Annotated in this window: 17 protein-coding genes; 7 read left to right on the top strand and 10 right to left on the bottom strand. The window is 73.2% G+C overall.

The window, feature by feature from the left end; translation table 11 throughout:
* Positions 1-73 precede the first annotated feature (73 nt).
* The 4 genes from ACIRQ9_RS26100 (at position 74) to ACIRQ9_RS26085 (ending at position 3,834) form a co-directional block, all read left to right on the top strand.
* Positions 74-1,567 carry an MFS transporter gene (locus ACIRQ9_RS26100; RefSeq protein ID WP_404178113.1) on the top strand — a complete coding sequence of 498 codons (1,494 nt, stop codon included), beginning with the start codon at positions 74-76 and terminating at the stop codon, positions 1,565-1,567.
* Positions 1,564-2,163: a TetR family transcriptional regulator gene (locus ACIRQ9_RS26095; protein WP_404178110.1), complete on the top strand. Its 600-nt coding sequence runs from the start codon at positions 1,564-1,566 to the stop codon at positions 2,161-2,163. Before ACIRQ9_RS26100 ends, ACIRQ9_RS26095 begins: the two co-directional genes overlap by 4 nt.
* Positions 2,164-2,279: 116 nt before the next feature.
* Positions 2,280-3,263: an aldo/keto reductase gene (locus ACIRQ9_RS26090; RefSeq protein WP_404178107.1), complete on the top strand. Its 984-nt coding sequence runs from the start codon at positions 2,280-2,282 to the stop codon at positions 3,261-3,263.
* Positions 3,264-3,348: 85 nt separating this feature from the next.
* The gene (locus tag ACIRQ9_RS26085; protein ID WP_404178104.1) at positions 3,349-3,834 is read left to right on the top strand and encodes a DUF6328 family protein; all 486 of its coding nucleotides are present in this window, start codon (positions 3,349-3,351) and stop codon (positions 3,832-3,834) included.
* Here the strand turns inward: ACIRQ9_RS26085 and ACIRQ9_RS26080 are convergent.
* The 10 genes from ACIRQ9_RS26080 to ACIRQ9_RS26035 all read right to left on the bottom strand — a co-directional run bounded on the left by ACIRQ9_RS26080 (position 3,819) and on the right by ACIRQ9_RS26035 (position 14,726).
* Positions 3,819-4,487, bottom strand: coding sequence for a DUF2238 domain-containing protein (locus tag ACIRQ9_RS26080; RefSeq protein ID WP_404178101.1), 669 nt, complete (start codon positions 4,485-4,487; stop codon positions 3,819-3,821). The two genes, ACIRQ9_RS26085 and ACIRQ9_RS26080, sit on opposite strands and share 16 nt — an antisense overlap.
* Before the next feature lie 68 nt (positions 4,488-4,555).
* Positions 4,556-4,981, bottom strand: coding sequence for an SsgA family sporulation/cell division regulator (locus tag ACIRQ9_RS26075; RefSeq protein WP_404178098.1), 426 nt, complete (start codon positions 4,979-4,981; stop codon positions 4,556-4,558).
* Between the two features lie 63 nt (positions 4,982-5,044).
* Positions 5,045-6,097 (bottom strand): hypothetical protein, encoded by a 1,053-nt coding sequence (locus ACIRQ9_RS26070; RefSeq protein ID WP_404178095.1) that lies wholly within the window; start codon positions 6,095-6,097, stop codon positions 5,045-5,047.
* Positions 6,098-6,146: 49 nt separating this feature from the next.
* Complete coding sequence (locus ACIRQ9_RS26065) at positions 6,147-7,763, bottom strand: serine/threonine protein kinase (RefSeq protein WP_404178092.1); 1,617 nt, start codon at positions 7,761-7,763, stop codon at positions 6,147-6,149.
* A 199-nt stretch (positions 7,764-7,962) separates the two neighbouring features.
* Positions 7,963-8,922, bottom strand: coding sequence for a threonine/serine dehydratase (locus tag ACIRQ9_RS26060; RefSeq protein WP_404178089.1), 960 nt, complete (start codon positions 8,920-8,922; stop codon positions 7,963-7,965).
* Positions 8,923-9,003: 81 nt separating this feature from the next.
* Positions 9,004-10,005, bottom strand: a complete 1,002-nt coding sequence (locus tag ACIRQ9_RS26055) for a polyprenyl synthetase family protein (protein WP_404178086.1) — start codon at positions 10,003-10,005, stop codon at positions 9,004-9,006.
* Positions 10,002-11,042 (bottom strand): tetratricopeptide repeat protein, encoded by a 1,041-nt coding sequence (locus ACIRQ9_RS26050; protein ID WP_404178083.1) that lies wholly within the window; start codon positions 11,040-11,042, stop codon positions 10,002-10,004. The genes ACIRQ9_RS26055 and ACIRQ9_RS26050 overlap by 4 nt, the downstream gene beginning before the upstream one ends.
* A gap of 179 nt (positions 11,043-11,221) precedes the next feature.
* A complete protein-coding gene (locus tag ACIRQ9_RS26045; protein ID WP_404178080.1) occupies positions 11,222-11,899 on the bottom strand; it encodes an AIM24 family protein in 678 nt (225 codons plus the stop codon).
* A gap of 56 nt (positions 11,900-11,955) precedes the next feature.
* Positions 11,956-13,299 carry a CAP domain-containing protein gene (locus ACIRQ9_RS26040; protein WP_404178077.1) on the bottom strand — a complete coding sequence of 448 codons (1,344 nt, stop codon included), beginning with the start codon at positions 13,297-13,299 and terminating at the stop codon, positions 11,956-11,958.
* A 194-nt stretch (positions 13,300-13,493) separates the two neighbouring features.
* Complete coding sequence (locus ACIRQ9_RS26035; RefSeq protein ID WP_404178074.1) at positions 13,494-14,726, bottom strand: serine hydrolase domain-containing protein; 1,233 nt, start codon at positions 14,724-14,726, stop codon at positions 13,494-13,496.
* Between the two features lie 313 nt (positions 14,727-15,039).
* Between ACIRQ9_RS26035 and ACIRQ9_RS26030 the strand changes: the two genes are divergently transcribed.
* From ACIRQ9_RS26030 to ACIRQ9_RS26020, 3 genes are all read left to right on the top strand, one after another.
* The gene (locus tag ACIRQ9_RS26030) at positions 15,040-16,815 is read left to right on the top strand and encodes a M4 family metallopeptidase (protein ID WP_404178071.1); all 1,776 of its coding nucleotides are present in this window, start codon (positions 15,040-15,042) and stop codon (positions 16,813-16,815) included.
* Between the two features lie 219 nt (positions 16,816-17,034).
* Entirely contained in the window at positions 17,035-18,225 is a 1,191-nt protein-coding gene (locus ACIRQ9_RS26025; RefSeq protein WP_404178068.1) for an ROK family protein, read from the top strand.
* 31 nt (positions 18,226-18,256) lie between these two features.
* Entirely contained in the window at positions 18,257-20,065 is a 1,809-nt protein-coding gene (locus ACIRQ9_RS26020; RefSeq protein WP_404178065.1) for an alpha-galactosidase D, read from the top strand.
* Positions 20,066-20,165: the final 100 nt, after the last annotated feature.

Raw genomic sequence — 20,165 nt, 5'->3', positions numbered from 1 at the left:
TGGTGAAAGACCATTCACTCGATAGGGTGAATTGGTATTCACCTCCATATCTGTGCCGTACGCAGGAGCGCCGATGGACCACCCCGCCCCGACAGCCGGCCCCTCGGGCTCGCCCGCCGCACCGCCCGCGCTGCGGCAGCGGCTGACCATCCCGGTGCTGGCCTTCGGCGGGATCCTGATGGCCGTCATGCAGACGGTCGTCGTCCCCCTGCTCCCCGATCTGCCCCGGCTCACCCACTCCTCGGCCGGCACCGTCTCCTGGACGGTCACCGCGACCCTGCTCGCCGGGGCCGTGCTGACCCCGGTGCTCGGCCGGGCCGGTGACATGTACGGCAAGCGCCGGGTGCTCACCGGAGCCCTCGCGCTGATGACCGTGGGCTCCGTGATGTGCGCCCTGTCGTCCGACATCACGGTGCTCATCGTCGCCCGCGCCCTCCAGGGCGCCGCCGCCTCCGTCGTACCGCTGTCGATCAGCATCCTGCGCGACGAACTGCCGCCCGAGCGGCGCGGCTCGGCGGTGGCGCTGATGAGCTCCACCGTCGGCATCGGCGCCGCGCTGGGCCTGCCGCTCGCCGCGCTGGTGGTGCAGTACTACGACTGGCACACCATGTTCTGGCTGACCGGCCTCCTCGGAGCGGTGGGCGTGGCGGGCGTGTGGTGGGCGGTCCGGGAGTCACCGGTGCGCGCGCCCGGCCGGTTCGACGTGCTCGGCACGCTCGGGCTGGCCGTCGGGCTGACCTGCCTGCTGCTCGGCGTCTCCCAGGGCGGCCAGTGGGGCTGGGGCAGCCCGCGGGTGCTCGCCCTGTTCGCCGCCGCCGTCCTCGTCCTGGCCCTGTGGTGGTGGCAGCAGCTGCGCACCGCGCAGCCGCTGGTCGACCTGCACCTGGTGACCCGGCCCCGGGTCGGCCTCTCCCACGTGGCCGCCCTGCTCACCGGCTTCGCCTTCTACGCCAACTCCCTGGTCACCGCCCAGCTGGTACAGGCGCCGAAGGCGACCGGCTACGGCCTCGGACTGTCCATCGTCGCCACCGGCCTGTGCCTGCTCCCCGGCGGCGTGACCATGCTGCTGTTCTCGCCGCTCTCCGCCCGGATCTCCGCCTCCCGCGGCCCGCGCGTCACCCTCGCCCTCGGCGCCGGGGTCATCGCCTGCGGATACGTGGTGCGCATCGCCGACAGCCGCGACCTGTGGCTGATCATCCTGGGCGCCACCGTCGTCGCCACCGGCACCACGCTGGCCTACTCGGCGCTGCCCACGCTGATCCTGCGGGCCGTCCCGGCGAGCCAGACCGCCTCCGCCAACGGCGTGAACGTCCTCATGCGCACCGTCGGCCAGGCCACCTCCAGCGCCGCCGTGGCCGCCGTCCTCACCCACCACACCAGCCTCGTCGGCGGCGCCCAGGCGCCCACGCTCCACGGCTACCTGCTGTCCTTCACGATGGCCGGTGTCATCGCGCTCGTCGCCGCCGCGGCCGCCCTGTCCATCCCCGGCGACAAGGCCACGGACGACGCCCCGCCGGTCCGCGGCGGCACCCGGGGCGCCCGCGACAACGCGCTGGAGGGAGCATGAGTGCCGTGAACACCCGACCCGACGCCGAGCCCGGCACCGCCCACGCGCCCGCCCGCCGGGACGCGGAGGCCACCAGGGCGGCGATCCTGAAGGCCGCCCGCCACCTCCTCGCCCGGCACGCGCACGCCGACATCACCCTCAAGGACGTCGCCGAACGCGCCGGGGTCAGCGCACCGCTGATCCTGAAGTACTTCGGCAACAAGGACGGCCTGTTCGCCCGCGTGATGTCCTTCGACACCGACGCGGCCGCCCTGCTGGACGCACCCCTGGACGACCTCGGCCGGCACATGGTCCGGCACGTCCTGGAGGGCCAGCGCGACCGGGGCGCCGACCCGCTGCTGCGGATCGTCTTCGCCCCGCTGCACGGCGACCACGGGGACGTGCTGCGCGCGAACTTCCGCGCCCAGGTCGTCGACCGCGTGGCCGCCCGGCTCACCGGCCCGGACGCCCCGCTGCGCGCCGAACTCGCCGTCGCGCAGCTCATCGGCCTCGGCGTGATGTACGGCATCGCCCGCGGCCCGCGGCTGCGGGACTCCGCCGTGGACGACCTCGTCGACCGCTGCGGACCCGCCGTCCAGGCCCAGTTGACACCCTGACCCGGTGCCGGGCCGGCCGGTGGCCCCGCGGCCGGCGGCGGAGCCCGGCCCCGGCCGGCCCGCGCCCGGGGGACACCCCTGACACCGTTGTCGGCGGCGGGTGACACACTGGCGCCATGGACGAACGTGTAATCGGCAGGTCGCGGCAGTGGGCGTCGGTCGTCGGGCTCGGCACATGGCAGCTGGGCGCGGACTGGGGCGAGGTGGACGACAAGGAGGCCCTGGCCGTGCTGGAGGCCGCGGCCGAGTCGGGGGTGACCTTCTTCGACACCGCCGACGTCTACGGCGACGGGCGCAGCGAGCAGACCGTCGCCGCCTTCCTGCGCGGCAGGCCCGACCTGCACGTGATGGTGGCCACCAAGATGGGCCGCCGGGTCGACCAGATCCCGGAGAACTACGTCCTGGACAACTTCCGCGCGTGGAACGACCGGTCCCGCCGCAACCTCGGCGTGGACCGCCTGGACCTCGTGCAGCTGCACTGCCCGCCCACCCCGGTCTACTCCTCCGACGAGGTGTTCGACGCCCTCGACACCCTCGTCGAGGAGGAGCGCATCGCCGCCTACGGCGTCAGCGTCGAGACCTGCGCGGAGGCGCTCACCGCCATCGCCCGGCCGGGCGTGGCCAGCGTCCAGATCATCCTCAACCCGTTCCGGATGAAGCCGCTGCGCGAGGTGCTCCCGGCCGCCCAGGAGGCCGGCGTCGGCATCATCGCGCGGGTGCCGCTCGCCTCCGGTCTGCTGTCCGGCAAGTACACCAAGGACACCGTCTTCGCGGCCGACGACCACCGCACCTACAACCGGCACGGCGAGGCCTTCGACCAGGGCGAGACCTTCTCCGGCGTCGACTGGACGACGGGCGTCGAGGCCGCCGCCGAGTTCGCCGCGCTCGCCCCCGAGGGGTACACCCCGGCCCAGCTCGCCCTGCGCTGGATCATCGAGCAGCCGGGTGTCACCACCGTGATCCCGGGCGCCCGCAACGCCGAGCAGGCCTGCGGCAACGCGGCCGCCGCCAGGCTCCCCGAGCTGCCCGCGGAGACGGTCGCCGCCGTCCGCGACCTGTACGACCGCCGCATCAAGGAGCAGGTCGAGAACCGCTGGTAGACCCGCCGGGGACGGGAGCGCCGCCAGGAGGCGGGCTCCCGCCCCGTGCCGTTTGAACGACGGGCCCGGGGGTTACACGCACTTCATGACCGACCAGGCGCGGCGGCAGGGGCGCGACGAGAGCGACGAGGAGCGCGCCGACCGGATGTGGGGCGACCTCATCCAGGAGGTGCGCGTCGCCCAGACCGGCGTCCAGATCCTCTTCGGCTTCCTGCTCACCGTGGTCTTCCAGCAGAAGTACGCCGGCCTGTCCGCCACGGACCACACGATCTACCTCGTGACCGTCGTGCTGGGCGCAGCGGCCACCGGCGCCCTCATCGGCCCGGTCTCCCTGCACCGGCTGGTCTCCGGCCGCAAGGTGAAGCCGCAGGCGGTCCGGCTGGCCTCCGGACTGACCCAGGTCGGCCTGTTCCTGCTGCTGGCCACGATGGCCGCCGCCCTGGTGCTGATCCTCCGAGTGGCCACCGGCGGCAGCCCGGTGACCTGGGTGGTCGCGGGCGTGGTCGTCTGGTACCTGGTGTGCTGGTACGGCCTGCCGCTGTGGTCCCGGCGCCGTCACACCGCCCCGTGAGCCGCTTCCAGCGCGCGCAGCTGCCGGTCGTGCGGCCGGCCGAGCACCAGCACCGACACCGTCGCCCCGATCAGCGCGCAGAACATGTCCCACTGGGTGTCCCAGACATCGCCCTGGGTGGCCAGGAAGGCGTCCGCGCCGTGGCCGCCGATCTCCGCGGCCAGCCACTCCAGCAGCTCGAAGCAGGCGCTGAAGGCGAGGCACGCGCACACCGTCAGCGGGGCGAGCCAGCGGCTGCCGCGCAGCGGTGAGGTGCGGCTGAGCAGTTCGCGGACCAGGACCGCAGGGACGAAACCCTGCATGAGGTGGCCGAAGCGGTCGTACGGGTTGCGGTCCAGGCCGAAGGCGTCCCGCACCCAGTCGCCGGCCGGTACCTCGGCGTAGGTGTAGTGGCCGCCGACGGCGAGCACCAGCGCGTGCGCGGTCAGCAGCCCGGCGAGCAGACCCGTCAGCGGGAAGCGCCGCCAGGACAGCACCACCAGCGGCAGGCCCACCAGTACCCACACGGTCTCCAGCAGCCAGGTCGTGCGGTCCCTGGCGCCCCACGCCGACACGGCCATGCCGGCCACCACCACCCCGGCGAGCAGGACGGGCGGGACCCGGCGCGGCACCCGGTGCGGAACGGGGCGCGGTGCGGGGTGTGCTGCGGTCATGGCGGTCTCCTCGTCGTGGGAGCCCCATCGTGGCCGCGGCGCCGGGAGCCGGGCATGAGTACGCCTACTCAGCCGGTGGCGAGGATCTCCGCGAGTACGTCGTCCATCCGGACCTCCTCGCGCCCCGGCGGCACCGCCATGTACGTGTCGCTCAGGAACGAGGCCAGCGCGGGTGCCCAGGCGAACACCACCGCGTGGTGGCGTTCGCCGCCGGGCAGGGGATCGCCGAGGAAATCCATCCGCACTTCCCTCCAGCGTCCCTGCCGCACCGGACGCAGCCGCACGTCCCCGACCCCGACCGGTCCTCCCAGGGACTCGTTCAGCATCTCCCGGTCCAGCTGCCACCGGGCGAGCACCCGGCCGTCCAGGGTGAACATCGCGGTGACGGCGAACGGGTCCTCGGGGTCGTAGGACAGGTGGGCGAGGACGGGACAGCGGGCCGTCCCGTGGGCGCGGAGCTGTACCACCAGGGTCCTGTGCACGATGGGGTTCACGCGAGAGGCCTCCGAGAACGATCGGCTTGGTGCCCTCTAGTACCCCTCTCGCACGGAAAACGCTCAATCCACGGCGGAATCCGCCGCGGATCCGCCGCCGGTGCCGCGCAGCGCGGCCAGGCAGGAACCGATGGCCTGCTGGAGTTCCTCCAGGCGCTGCACCATGTCGTCCTCGTAGAAGTCCTGGGCGTCGTCGAAGGTCAGCTCCTCGAACGCCTTGGTCGCCTTCTGCAGGCTGCTGTAGAACCGGGTGCGCTTCTCCTGGACGCGGAGTTCCGGGTCCGCCTCGACCGTCTCGACCACCAGGTTCTTCATGGTGTCGTAGGCCTCGGTCGCCCACTCGCCGGTGTCCTCGTCCTCGTCCAGCTCGTCGAGGAGGGACAGGTGGCGCTCGGCCTCCTGGCGCAGTCCGACGGGGGCGTCGACGGTCTGGCCGGCGGGCGTCCTGATCTGGCCGGACTCGGCGATCTGGCGGACGTACCCGATGCGGTCGGCCGAGCGGCTCTCGGTGGCGACCGCCTTCTTGAGGTCGGCGGTGCGCACCACGTCACGGGCGAGCACTGTCTGCAGGTCCGGGTCCTCCTTGATGCGGTCCAGGAGGGCCGAGCGGGCGGCGCGGGCGGTGGAGGGGTCGGCGAGGATCGCGGCCCGCAACGCGGTCGGGTTCTCGGCCACTTCGAGGGCCTTGGTGGGCCGGATGCCCTCGGCCTCGGCGGCCTGGCTGATGGCGGTGCCGCGCTCGGAGGCCGCGCCGTTGCGGGAGACGTAGTAGTCAAGCCACAGGTCGGAGTCCGGGAGTTCGGCCTCCTGGCCCGGGGTGAGCGCCTCGAACTGCGGGACCACGCCGTCGTCCGCGGCCCTGTCCCATGCCTTGTAGTAGCGCATCACCCGCTCCGGGGAGCAGCCGGCCAGCTCGGCGAACTCCTTCGCCGAGACCTTCGGCGTCCCGTCCGCGCCCTGTCCTCCCGGCCGCACGCTGCGGGCCACCATCAGCCCGAACGTCCAGCCGCCGGTGCGCACGTACGCCCCGAACTCCCGGGCATCGCGCGCCACCAGGTCGGACAGGGGGGCCGGGGACGCGGTGGACGTCTCGGTCGGGTCGATCGCCAGGGTCACGGAGGACACTCCTTCGGGCTGCCGGACGGCGTGGATGCCGACCGGCAGCCTATATCGGCGCAAACGTGGCGAGGAACGTCCTCCTCGCCAGGGTGTCGGCGGCGTCGTCCCAGGTGGCCGCGAGGGCCGTGATCCGCAGCGAGAAGCTGCGGCCGCCGCCGAGCAGGAAGCCGCGGCCGAAGGTCCGCACCCGCCCGGCGCCCGTGCCGGTCAGCCACTCCATGTCCGCCGCCCGGTGTCCCTGGTAGGTGGTGGCCCTGATCGAGCCGATCCGCCGGTAGCCGTTCTGCTGTTCCAGTCCCGGTTCCACGTCGTCCCGCCACACCGCGACCGGGTCCGGGCCCGCCTGCGTGCTGTAAGTGACCGCCAGCGTCCGCGCATCGTCGCCGCCCGGTCCGAAGGTGACCCGGTAGGCGCCGTCGTCCCGGGCGGTGCCGATGCGCTTCCAGTCGTCCGGGAGCGCCACGGAGAACCCCTCCGGGGCGGTGTAGCGGCGGAATCCGGCGGGGAGGGCGCCGCCCGGGACGGGTGAGGAGGAGGGACGGGCGGTCCTCGACGGCGGGACGGAGGGCGCGGCGGAGGGCGGGGAGGCCGAGGAGGGCGGGGCGGTGGGCGCGTTGCGGTCCGTGCGGTCACCGGGGTCCGGTGCGGTGGTGGTGGCACTCGCGGCCGGTCCGGCCGAGGGGGCGGCGTCCGGGAGTCCCCGGGTGGCGGCCAGCACCGCGACCGACACGGTCACCACGGCCAGCGCGGTCCCGCCGATCATCGTGGTCCTGCTCCACCCGGAGGCCCGCGTCGCTCCGAACGCGCCGCGCGGCCGGGGCACGGGCTGGCCGAACGTGTCGGGTTCGTCGTCCAGTACCCGCGTCAGCGCCTGCCGGACCACGGAACGGCTCAGCCGCTCACGGGAGTCCTTGCGCAGCAGGCCCTGGACGACCTGCGTCAGCGGTCCGGCCCGCAGCGGCGTCCGCAGCGGCAGCCGGTCCACGCCCTTGAGCGTGGCGTCCGCCCGGCCGCGGTCCCGGAACGGCGGCCGTCCCTCCAGCATCGTGTAGAGGATCGCGCCGAGCGCCCACAGATCGGCCGCCGGACCGATCCGTTCGTCCCTGGCCTGCTCCGGCGAGGCGTACGACGGCGCGGTGACCCGGGGCGCGAGCGTCGCCCCGGCGAGGCCGAACCCGGTGATCACGACAGGGCCCCTGTCACGGACGAAGATCTGGCCGGGGCTCAGCTCGCCGTGCGTGTAGCCCTCGCCGTGCGCGCCGTCCAGCACGTCGAGCACCTCAAGGGTGATCCGGGCGGCCCGGGTGAAGTCCACCGAGTCCTGGCGGAGCAGCAGTTCGCTGAGAGGCGTGCCCTCGATCGGCTCGGTGACCGTCCAGAGCGCGCCCGCCTCCTCGAAGGCGTCGATCACCATGGCGACCCGGCCGGGCCGCAGCGCGCCCATGACCTCGGAGGTGCGCAGCACACGGGAGGTGGTCCGGCGCACCACGTCGTCGGTGAGGGCGTCGGGAAGCATGGTCTGGGTCACCAGACGCGGACGTTCGGCCTGCACGTCCTGCGCGTACCAGATGATGCGGTTCGGTTCGCGGCCCGCGACCTCTAGGAGCCGGTACCTGCCGGCGACCGACTGCTGTGCGGAGACATGCGCCTTGACCATCGTCATCCCTCGCTGGAACCCCTGCCTCGTCTTGACCAGAGGTACGCGGGACCAGCCTGGGTGTGTTCAAAGAATCTGCAACTCGAAGCCCATTCTTGCCTTTTATTCAAACGGTGCCCCCTGCGGGAGACTTGGGGAAGGCACCCGATTGCCGGGCTTCGACCTGCGGGTAACCGACGGTAGAAGCCCGGCTGCGGTCCGGCGTTCAGCGCAGCCCGAAGCGGTCGCTCCACTCGGCGATCTCGCGATGGGTGACATTGCCCCCGCACACCACCAGGCCGAGCCGGGCGCCGTCGCCCACCCGCCGGAGGACCTGCCGGGCGGCGGGAAGCAGACAGCCGGCGGCGGGCTCGGCCCACACCTTGGCGTGTTCGGCGAGGTCCAGACTGCCGCGCACGGCCTCCCGGTCCGGGACCACCAGGACGTCCTCCACCAGCGCCGCCACGTGCTCGTACGTCAGCCGGGAGGCGGACGGCGCGCTGAGCGTCGTGACGATCGACGTCACCGCGACCGGCAGCGGGCCGCCCGCCGCGAGCGCCTCGGACAGCGTCTCGGAGCCCTCCGTCTCCACACCCCACACCCGTACGTGCGGACGCCGGGCGCGCAGCGCCGCCGCGACCCCGGCGATCAGCCCGCCGCCGCCGATGCTCACGAGCACGTCGGTGAGTTCGTCCGCGTCCTCGGCGAACTCCAGGCCCACCGTGCCCTGCGCGGCGATCACCACCGGGTCGTCGAAGGGGTGGACCAGGGTCAGGCCCTCGTCCCGCAGCCGTGTCACCAGCTCGAACGCCGAGCCCATCCCGTCGGTCAGCCGCACGGACGCCCCGGCCTCCTCCACCAGCGCGATCGACCGCGCGGGCGCCGTGCGGGGCATCACCACGGTGGCCTTCACGTCGAGCGCCGCGGCCATCACCGCGAGGGCGATGCCGTGGTTGCCGCCGCTGACCGCCACCACACCGGCGGCCCGTTCTGCCTCGGTGAGCGAGAGCAGTTTCGCCGTGGCACCGCGCGCCTTGAACGACCCCGTCCGCTGGAGGAGTTCGAGCTTGACGGTGACCGGGGCGCCGAGCAGTTCCGTGAGCCCCGGACTCGGGACGGTGGGCGTGCGTACGACGTGCCCGGCGATGCGCTGGGCCGCGGCTTCGATGTCCGAGATGCCGATCAAGGCGGTTCACCCTTCCGGCGCGGGGGTGGAGACCGCGCCACCCGCACCCTGGCCCGAGGACCCGGCGCAGGTCAACACGGTTCAGAGGTCGCGGCGGACCAGGAAGTCCAGCAGGACGCGCAGCTCGGCCGGAGCCGTCGGCAGCCCGGCGATCAGCGCCTGGGCCCGGGCGGTGTGCCGGTGGGCCTCGGCGAGCGCGGCGGACCGTCCGCCGGCCTCCTCGATCAGCGCGGCCGCCTCGGCGGCCCGGCCCGGTTCGTCGAGCAGCCGGGCGAGCCGGGGCGCCGCGGGCGAACCGAGCGCGGCGAGCACGGGGTACGTCTTCTTGCGCTGCCGCAGATCGCCGTGCACGGGCTTGCCGGTGACGGCCGGGTCGCCCCAGATCCCGAGCACGTCGTCGACCAGCTGGAAGGCCACCCCGAGATGGCGTCCGGCCCGGTCCAGCGTGCCCACCGTGGTGTCGGGAGCGCCGCCGAGCGCGGCGCCGAGGGCGACGGCGCACCCCAGCAGCGCACCCGTCTTCCGTTCGGCCATCGTCCGGTACTCCCGCGCGGACACGCCGGTCCAGGGCCGTGCCGCGAACAGCAGGTCGTCCGCCTGGCCGTGCACCAGGTCCGCGAGCGCGGCCGACAGCAGCCGCACGGCGCCGAGGCCGCCGGGCACGGCGGCCAGGGTCTCGACCGCGAGCGCGAAGAGGGCGTCGCCGGCCAGTACGGCAGGACCGGTGCCGTACGCCTGCCAGACGGCCGGGCGGCGCCGCCGGGTGGCGTCGCCGTCCATGATGTCGTCGTGCACCAGCGAGAAGGCGTGCACCAGTTCCACCGCGACCGCCGCCGGTACCCCGTGTCCGGCGGGCGCGCCCGCCGTCTCGGCGCCGAGCACCGCCAGTGCCTGCCGGACGCCCTTGCCGCCCGGGTCGGCGGCGGGGGAGCCACCGACCTCGCACCAGCCGAACGCGTACCCTGCCATCTCGCCGACCCAGGGGTGCAGCCGTGCCACCGCCGCGGCCAGCGCGGGCCGCACCAGGTCCCGGCACCGCACGAGGACGTGCGGGGGAGCGGTGACGGGGGCGGGCGCGGTCATCGGACGGCCTGCGCCGCGACGCCGAACTCGGCCTGGGCCCGGGCCACCATCTCCCGGGCGTGCCGCAGACCGGCCCGTTCCAGCAGGCCCGCGAGGTCGGCGAGTTCGGCCGCCGTCTCGGCACGGTCCCGGCCCAGCCGGGCCAGCGACTTGGCCAGCCCGAGCCGGGACAGCGCCTCGCCGCGCGGCTCGCTCATCGCGCGGAACTCGGTGAGCGCCAGCTCGTACAGCTCCCGCGCCTGCGCGTAACGCCCGGCCCGGTAGTGGACGTTGCCGCGCATCTTGTGGTTGTAGGCCAGCGCCCCGGACAGGTCCATCTCCCGGCAGGACAGCTCCGCCTCGGAGAGCAGGGCGAGCGCCCGTTCGCTGTCGCCGTCCCGTACCGACACGATGTCCGCGAGGCCCCGCAGCGCCCAGGCGTGCCCGCGCCGGTCCTCCGCACGGGCCGCTATCGCCGCCGCCTCCTCGAAGAGGGCGTACGCCCGGTCGTAGGAGCCGGTGTTGCGGTGCATCTGCGCGATGCCCTCCAGCGCCCACACCGTGTGCCGGGCCTCGCCGCGCCGCCGTGCCTCGGCGAGCAGTTGCTCGTGCAGCCGTCCCACCGCCGCGTAGTCGCCCTGGATGCGGCCGGTCTCGGCGAGGCCGGCCAGCGAGTAGCCGCGCACGACGACGTCCCCGCCCCGCTCGCCGAGGTCGGCGGCCAGCCCCAGCAGCCGCCGGGCCAGCGGGAACGCGCCGCGCTGCCGGGCCAGGGTGCCGCCGCTCCACAGCGCCCACGCCATGGCCGCTGTTTCCCGGGCCGCTCGGGCGGCCCGGTAACTCGCCTTCCAGGCCCGGTCGGCGTCCGTCACCTGGCCGAGGCGCCGGTGCGCCTCCGCGACGGCCAGCCCGCAGCGGGCCACCTCGTCCAGCCGGCCGGACCGCTCGGCCTCCCGCAGCCGGTCGATGCCCTCGGCCAGCACGTCGACCAGCGACGAGTTCACGGACAGGGAGGTCAACGCGCCCTGGTACTCCGGGGCGAATGCCTTGCCGTACATGGCTGCCTCTCTACGCGAGGCGACTGTGCACCGTATCTATACACAATGTGTATACATGGAGTGCATAGTGCGCCCGATCTGAGCCCTGGCCGCAGGGGCCAGGGCTTCGCTGATGTGAACCAAGACGTCGGTACGGCCGCCGGGGTTGCCTGCGTGGCGCGGATCACCACGCGAGCACGTCAGTGCTGCTGGGCCTTCTGCGGAGTCACCTCGCTCGGCCGCACCACGACGTACCCCTCGCCCTGGAGCATCAGCTGGACCGCTTCGCCCGAACCGCCGCGCAGCATCGAGCCGATGGACTGCGAGCGGTGCAGCGAGGTCTCCAGCCGGGCCGTCCAGCCCACCACCGCGTCCGTGTCGACGTACACCGGAGCCTGCGGCGAGACCGGGATGACCAGCGGGTTGCCGTCGCAGACCAGCCCCAGCCTGCCGTGACCGGTGAACACGCTGTTGAACAGGCCGCCGCCGGCGATGCCGGAGCCCTTCACGGTCTTTATCTCGTACGACAGCGACGCGTCGAAGCACAACACGTTGCGGCCGTTGACCGTGAACTGGTCGCCGGACTCGACCTCGACGATGAAGCAGTTCTGCGCCTCGTGCGCGAACCACGCCTCGCCCTGGCCCTGCACGGACATCAGGGGCAGCCCCTCGCCGGTGACCGCGCGCTTGAGCATGCCGCCCACGCCCTGGCCCTTGCGCTCGAACCTCAAGGTGCCGCGGTGCGCGATCATCGCGCCCTGACGGGCGTACATCTCGCCGTGCACGGCATACCGGACGCACTTCGCGTTCTCGATCGTCATGCCCGGCTCGGCGGCCGGCTCCACCACGTGCTGACTGGAAAAGAGATCACCCTTCATGCCGGGCATGGTGGCCCGGACGGACCCGTTCCGCCAAGATCACGGAACGTGTCGGTTCAGGCACCGAACACCTGGGTCCAGTACGTCCCGGCCCGGCCACCGCCCGCGAAGCCGGTGCCTATGTGGGTGAAGTCCGGTTTGAGGATGTTGGCCCGGTGGCCCGGACTGTTCATCCAGCCGTCCACCACCTCGGCCGCCGAGCGCTGGCCGCAGGCGATGTTCTCGCCGATGGTGCGCCGACGCGAGCCCGCGGCGGCCGCCCGGTCCCAGGGCTGGGTCCCCTCCGGGGAGGTGTGCGCGTAGAAGTCCCGGACCGCCATGTCGGTGCTGTAGTCCTGTGCCGCCGCGGCCAGGTGCGGATCGACCGCGAGCGGCCGCAGCCCGGCGCGGGTGCGTTCCCGGTTGGTGAGGTCCACGACCTCGGCGCGGGTGCGGGCCAGTTCGGCCGGGGTCAGGGGCCTGGCCCACAGCGCGGTCCAGTAGGTGTCCCCGTCCCGCGGACCCCGGACGTGGGCGAGGCCGGCGTGCGTGAAGGCCGGGTCGAGCAGGGTGCGGCGGGCGCTGTCGGTGCGCAGGCAGTAGTCGACGAACTCGGCCGGGGTGCGTGGGCCGGAGACCAGGTGCTCGCCGACGGTGACGTAGGTGAATCCGGTGCGGTCGATCCGCTGGTGCAGCGAGACGCCGTCGGGGCCCTCGGTGGCCAGACCGCCTGCGTCGGCCATCGCGCCGGCGTGGGCGCGGGCGGCGGAGGCGAGCCGGTGGTCCGCGACCACCGGCGGCCGGCCGGCGTGGGCGCGGGCGGAGTTGACCAGCTCCAGCAGGCCGTCCGGATCCGCGGGCGCGGAGGCCGGCTGCCGGGGAGGGACGGCCGCGGTGCGCTGGGCGGGTATCGCGGACCGCGGTGCCGGGGCGGGCCGGTGGTCCTCGACGACGTCCACCCCGAAGTCCCGGGCCAGGCCCGCCAGTCCGTCGGCGTACCCCTGCCCGACCGCGCGCAGCTTCCAGGCGGCGCCCCGGAGGTAGATCTCGGCGAGCACCAGCAGGGTCTCCGTCTGCGGGCGCGGCGGGGCGAAACGGGCCACGGGCCGTCCGAGCCGGTCGGTGACGTGCAGCGTGGCCGCGGGCAGCCGGCCCAGCGGGGTGCCCGGCTCGGCGCCGGTGACCGTCAGGGTCACGCGCCGGGCGCCGGACCGCAGCCGGGCCGGCTCGACGGTCAGGGTGTCGCCGCGCAGGCGGACGCCCGGCGCGTCCGGCTGGTTGTAGAAGACGAAGTCGGCGTCGCCGCCGACCCTGCCGCTCTCGCCGGTGATCAGCGCCGAGACGTCGAAGGGACCGGGCACCCGGAGCGTCAGCGCGCCGTCCGGAAGGGGCAGATTGCCCCCGGGGACCAGCTCGCTCATCGCGCCCCCTCCGCGGGGTCAGGGGCCGGACACGGCGCCCGGCGGGGAAGTCGCCGGTAGAACGTCCGGCCCGCGCACGGGGTTCCCGCGGCGCGACGGGAGGGACGACACCGCGCGCCGCGCCGAGCGAGGCGCCCTGTCGTCCCCCGGTGGCGGGCCGGCCGCCGCCGCTGCCGCGACGGCGGGATCCGCGGCTACTGCTCCCGCGGCGCCGCCGGCGCGATGTCCTCCCGCTCGACCGGTGTCCCGGTGCGCGAGGCCGCCGGTGCCGCCCGCTTGCCGCAGAACGCCGGTTCCAGGGTCTCCGCCAGCGTGTTGAGCACGGCGGAGTTGTTGGAGGCGTTGGCCAGCGCGGTCAGGCTGCGCCTGCCGTCCTTGGTGGTGAACGCGTACGTGTAGTAGCCCTGCACGGCGCCCGTGTGGCCGTACACCGAGATGCCGCAGGACAACTCGCGGCGGCGCAGTCCCAGGCCGTAGGAGGTGGTGGCGTTGACCCGGGTGAAGCGCTCCATCTCCGCGAGGCCGGACGCCGACGTCAGCCGGCCCCGGAGCAGCGCCGAGTAGAAGGTGTCCAGGTCCCGGGCGGTGGAGATGATCGCGCCCGCGCTCTGCGCCCAGGACACCGTCTGGTCCGTGGCGTCGACGGGCCGGGCACCCGCCTGGTCCGCGGTGAGATAGCCGTGGGCGTGCTGCCCCGGGATCTTCGTGCTGGGGTGGACGTAGAAGGTGTCGCGCAGGCCCAGCGGCTTGAAGAGGCGGTCCTCGTACTCGGCCCGCACGCTGCGCCCGGTGATCTTCTCGATCAGCATCCCGGCGACCACGAAGTTGGTGTTGGAGTACGAGTAGGCCGCGCCCGGCGCGTTGGTGCGCGGCTTCTTGAGGGAGAGGTCGACCAGTTGGCGGTAGGTGAAGACCTTGTTCCGCACCGTCTCGAAGCCCGGCACGCTGTCGGCGAACATGTCGTCGGTGTAGTCGTACAGGCCGCTGCGGTGGCCGAGCACGTGCCGCACGGTGATGCGGTCGTCGGGCAGCAGCCCCGGCAGGTAGCGGTTGACCGGCGCGTCCAGGGCGAGCCTGCCCTCGTCCGCCAGCTGCAGCAGGACCACCGCCGAGAACGTCTTGGTGACGCTGCCGACCCGGAACCGGTCGCCGGTGGTGATGGCCCGGCCGGTGGTCCGGTCCGCGACGCCGCGCGTCGTCCGGTAGACCTTCGTGCCGTCGTCGATCCGCGCCAGCGCGCCGGGCGCGCCCTTGGCCACCACCGAGTCCAGCACCGCGGCCATGCCCGCGGTGTCGGGCGCCGGCAGGGCGGCGGCCGGCCGTGGCTCCGCTCCCGCCGCCGTGGGCGCCGCCTGGGCCGGTACCGCGAGCAGTGACAGTGCCACCGCCGCGAGCACCGTGCCGTTGCTCACCTTCGCCGAGACCATCCGGACCCCGCTCCTCTCTGTCCGTCTTCGATGCGAGATGGGTCACATACGGTTCGTGGAACCCTCTCGCATCCCGTCACCTCTCCACTGTCGACGCACAGTTGGTCACTCTGTGATCACCACGCGGCGTCGGATCGCAAAGTATTGCCTCGAAAAGCAAGAAAAGCGATGAAGTGCGCTTTACATGGACATGACTCGTCCGGAAGGGTTGCGGCCGGGGCCCGACCAGCCCCTTTGGCGCCTCCACGGCGCCGTACCGCAAGGCGGTCGGTGAGGGATCCCGGCCGGCTTCGAACGTGAGGAACCCTGATCAGTGCGTAGCGCGCACATACGCAGCGTGGCGATCGCCGTCGCCGTGACGACGGCCGCCACGGGCCTGACCGGTACGGCCTTCGCCGGTCCCACCACGGGGGTGGAGCAGCAGGCCGCGGCCGCCACGACGACGGCCGCCCAGGTGGTGACCGCGGCACGGGCCGCGGCCTTCGCCCACGCGCCCGCGACCGGTGTCGGCACCGGCGACGAACTCCGGGCGCAGGACGTGATGATCGACCCCGAAGGGGCGCGTCATGTCCGCTTCGTCCGCAGCCACCGGGGCATGCCGGTGCTCGGCGGCGATCTCGTCGTCCACCTTTCCCGTCGGCTGGCCTACACCGGTGTCACCCGGGCGGCCGACCACACCGTCCGGCCCGCGGCCACCGAGGCGAAGCTGACGGCCCGCCAGGCCGAGCTGAAGGCCGCCACCGCGGCCGACGGCGAGGCAGGCACCGCCGCGCTCGTGGTGGACGCCCGCGGCGGCGCCTGCGCCCTCGCCTACCAGGTGCCGGTCGACGGCGCGGACGGCTCCCGGACGGTCGTCGTCGACGCCACGACCGGCGCCGTACGGAGCAACACGCCGGACAACGACGAGTTCCTCTCACCCAAGGTGCTCAAGGCCCTCCACCGGCGCGGCGAGACCCTCGACCCGGCCACCGGCATCGCCGCCCAGGCCCTCACCGGGGCGTCCGTCACCGCCGCCGGCCGCTACCCGGCGACCGCGCACGGCTCCGGCAGGTCGCTCTTCGTCGGCAAGGTCCCGCTCACCACCACCCAGACCGCCCGCAAGAGCTTCCTGCTCAAGGACCCGACCCGGTACGGCACCGAGACACGGGACGCCAAGGGCAAGGAGACCGAGAGCTTCGCCCGGGGCACCAAGTTCACCAGCACTACCGACAGTTGGGGCAACGGTGCCACCAGCAACCGGGGCAGCGCCGCCGCCGACGCCCAGTACGGCATCACCAAGACCCTGGACTTCTACAAGAAGACCTTCGGCCGCAAGGGCATAGCCGACAACTCCAAGCCCGCCCGCGCCATGGTCCACTGGGGCAGGAAGGTCGGCAACGCCTTCTGGGACTCCGACTGCGGCTGCATGCTGTACGGCGACGGCGACGGCCAGGAGATCAAGAAGCCGCTGGTCGTCCTCGACGTCACCGGCCACGAGCTGACCCACGGCGTGGTGGACGCGACCGCGAAGCTCGAACCGACCCGTGTCGACGAGGACGGCAACCAGTACGGCGAGCCGGGCGCCCTCAACGAGTCGCTGGCCGACATCTTCGGCTCGAACGTCGAGTTCTCCGCGAACAACCCGAAGAACCCGCCGAACTACCTGCTGGGCGAGAAGCTCGGCCTGGCGCAGAAGTTCCTGCGCCGCCTCGACCACCCCTCCCTCGACCGCCTCGAAGGCACCGTCGACTACTGGTCGCCCCAGGTGGCGGACGCCGAGGTGCACGCGGGCTCCGGAGTCTCCTCGCACGCCTACTACCTGCTCGCCGAGGGCAGCGGCCGCAAGAAGATCGGCGCCACCACCTACGACTCGCCGACCTACGACGGCTCCACGGTCAACGGCATCGGCCGCGCGAAGGCCACGGCGATCTTCTACCGCGCCCTGACCCGGTACATGGTCTCCTCGACCGACTTCCACGACGCGCGGATCGCGACGCTGCAGGCGGCCAAGGACCTGTACGGCGCGAGCGGCGTCGAGTACCGCACGGTCGACCGGGCCTGGGCCGCGGTCAACGTCACCGAGGCCGGCACGCAGGCGGCCGGTCGCTGACGCGCACGCCCCGCCGCTGATCCGGGTGCCCTGTCGGGGGGCCGGGCACCCGGATCCGGCCCGCCGGGCGTGCGCGGCGTCCGGTCCGCTGCCGGAACACGGGGCCAACGCCCCCACGTCACCCGCCATTTGAAGGCCACGGCAGGCTCACAGTCAACCTTCAGGTGATTCCTGTTTCTTTTATTGACAGCGGAAAATAAGCCACCTAAGTTCCCGGCCATGCGCTCCACCTCCCGAGCCGAGACGTTCCCGGCCCACACGCCGGCCGCCTCGCAGATCTTCACCACGGTCCTGTGCCACGGCCCGCTCACCCGGCTGGAGGCGGCCCGCCGGGCCGGCCTGTCGGCGGCCGCCGTGACCAAGGCCGTCCGGCCGCTGCTCGCGGCCGGATACCTCGCGGAGGACGCCGACGGCGACGCCCGGCCGGCCCTCGGCCGCCCCGCCAACCTGGTGCGGGTCGACGGCGGGCGGGCGCTGTTCATCGGGGTCAAGGTGACCGGCGACGAGGTCATCGCGGTCCTCACCGACCTGTGCTGCCGGATCCGGCTGGCCCGCCGGCTGCCGGTCACCGACCGCGGCCCCAGGGCCGTCCTGGCCTCCGTCGCCGAACTGGCCCACGAACTGCGGACCGAGGCCGAGGACTTCGGCGCCCCGGTCCTCGGCCTCGGCATCGCCGTCTCGGGCGACGTGGACCGCGGCCAGGGGACCGTGCGCTACTCGCCCTTCCTCGACTGGCGGAACGTCCCGCTCGCCGAACTGACCTCCATGACCACCGGGTTGCCGGTCGTCGTCGACAACGACGTCCGCGCCCTGACCGTCGCCGAGCAGTGGTTCGGCGCCGGGGTCGGGCTCTCCGACTTCGCCGTGGTCACCGTCGGCGCCGGCATCGGCTGCGGTCTGGTCGTCCACGGCCGCCTGGTCGCGGGCGCGCACGGCGTGGCGGGGGAGATCGGCCACGTGGCCATCGACCCGGCCGGGCCCCCGTGCCACTGCGGCAACCGGGGCTGCGTGGAGGCGATCGCCGGGGACGCCGCGATCGTCACCCGCATGCGCGAGGTGACCGGCCGCCACGTGACCGACGCCGCCGAGGCGGTGGCCCTCGCCCACGAAGGCGTCCGCGGGGCGCGGGAGGTGTACGCGAGTGCCGGCGAGGCCATCGGCCGGGGCATCGCCACCGTGGCCAACCTCTTCGGACCCGAACGCGTGATCATCTCCGGCGAGGGCCTCGCCGCCTACGACCTCTTCGCCGAGCAGATCCTCGACTCGTTCGCCGCGGCCGCCTTCGGCTCCGCCGCGCAGTGCGACGTACAGACCCGCCCGCTCCCCTTCGAGGAGTGGGCGCGCGGGGCCGCGGCCACCGCGATCCAGTCCTTCATCACCTCGTCTCCCACCCCAACGGGCAAGGGCTGAGCCGCCCGAGACCCCGAACCCAGGAGGGCCCATGCGGTCACCTTCGTACTCCGTCCTGCCCGCACGCGGGCTGAGAGCAGTCCTCGTGCTGGCACTCACCGCCGCCTTCGCGGCCGCCGTGCCGGCCGCCCAGGCCCAGACCCCCGGCCCGGCCACGCCGCCGATCGCCGCCAAGCCCTACATGGGCTGGTCGAGTTGGAGCATGCAGTCGTCCAAGTACCCCGGCCTCAACGACAAGGGCGACTACAGCTACCTCACCGAGGCGAACGTCCTCAAGCAGACCGACGCCCTGGCGAGCAAGCTCAAGAAGTACGGCTACGACCACGTCAACATCGACGCCGGCTGGTGGATGGACTGGAACTGGAAGCAGGGATACGACCAGTACGGCCGCCAGAAGGCCGACGCGGCCCGCTTCCCCAGCGGGATGAAGGCCGTCGCCGACCGCATCCACGCCAAGGGCCTCAAGGCCGGCATCTACCTCCCGGCCGGCCTGGAGAAGGGCGCCTACGGCGACGGCAAGACGCCGATCTGGAACGCCGCGGGCTGCACCACCGCCGACATCGTCTACGACGACCTGCGCACCACCAACGGCTGGGACAGCTCGTACAAGATCGATTTCAGTAGGCCCTGCGCGCAGAAGTACATCGACTCCCAGGCCCGGTTGATAGCGGACTGGGGCTACGACTTCCTCAAGCTCGACGGCGTCGGCCCCGGCTCCGGGAAGAGCGGCGACCAGTACGACAACGTCGCCGACGTGGCCGCCTGGCACCAGGCGATCGCCGCCACCGGCCGCCCGATCCACCTGGAGGCCTCCTGGTCCCTGGACTACGGGCACGCCGCCGACTGGCAGAAGTACACCAACGGCTGGCGCATCGACACCGATGTCGAGTGCTACTGCAACACCCTGGTCAGCTGGGAGAACTCCGTCGACGACCGCTGGGACGACACCCCGGCCTGGACCGGCAAGGCGGGCCCCGGCGGCTGGAACGACCTCGACTCCCTCGACGTCGGCAACGGCGCGATGGACGGCCTCACCAAGGCCGAACGGCAGAGCTACGCCACCCTGTGGGCCATCGCCAAGTCGCCCCTGTTCACCGGCGACGACCTCACCGAGCTCGACGACTACGGAATCTCGCTGCTGACCAACCGCGACGTCATCGCGATCGACCAGAGCACCGACCCGCCGGCCCGGCCCGTCACCGCGTCCGACCCGCAGCAGGTGTGGGCCGCGAAGAACGCCGACGGCACCTACACGGTGGCCCTGTTCAACCTCGCGGACTCGCCCGCGGCGGTCACCGCCGACTGGACCTCGCTCGGCTTCACCGGCAAGGCGTCGGTGCGGGACGTGTGGAACCGCGAGAACCTCGGCTCCTACACCAGCAAGATCACCGAGGCGCTGCCCGCGCACGGCTCGCGGCTGTTCACCGTGACCCCGCAGGGAAGCGCGCTCGGCTTCACCGGGTACGAGGCCGAGGCGAGCGGCAACACGCTGAGCGGCAACGCCTCGGTGGCCGGCTGCGACGCGTGCTCCGGCCAGAAGAAGGTCGGCAACCTGTACCAGGGCGGCAAGCTGACCTTCAACGACGTGGTCGTCGCCAAGGCGGGCACCTACCTGGTGAAGGTCGCCTACGTCAGCGGTGACTCCCGGCCGGCCGTCGTCGCGGCCAACTCCGGGGCCGGGACCAGCCACACGTTCCCGTCGACCGGTGACTGGGGGACGGTTTCGACGGTGAGCGTCCCGGTGACCCTGAAGGCCGGAGCCAACACGATCGTCTTCGACAGCGGGTCGGGGTACGCGCCGGACGTGGACCGGATCGACGTTCCCAAGTCGCCCCGGTAGCCGGCTCGGCACGAGCGTTGTTCGGGAACTGCGGACCGGTGGGCGCCGGTCCGCAGTTCCTCCCCCAGCGCCCCCGAAAGGGCGCCCCCTCACGGACGTT

The organism is Streptomyces sp. NPDC101237 (assembly GCF_044767465.1).
Taxonomy (GTDB): domain Bacteria; phylum Actinomycetota; class Actinomycetes; order Streptomycetales; family Streptomycetaceae; genus Streptomyces; species Streptomyces gramineus.
Note: the sequence above shows the minus strand (reverse complement) of the source record. Positions and strands in the feature narration are given on the sequence as shown.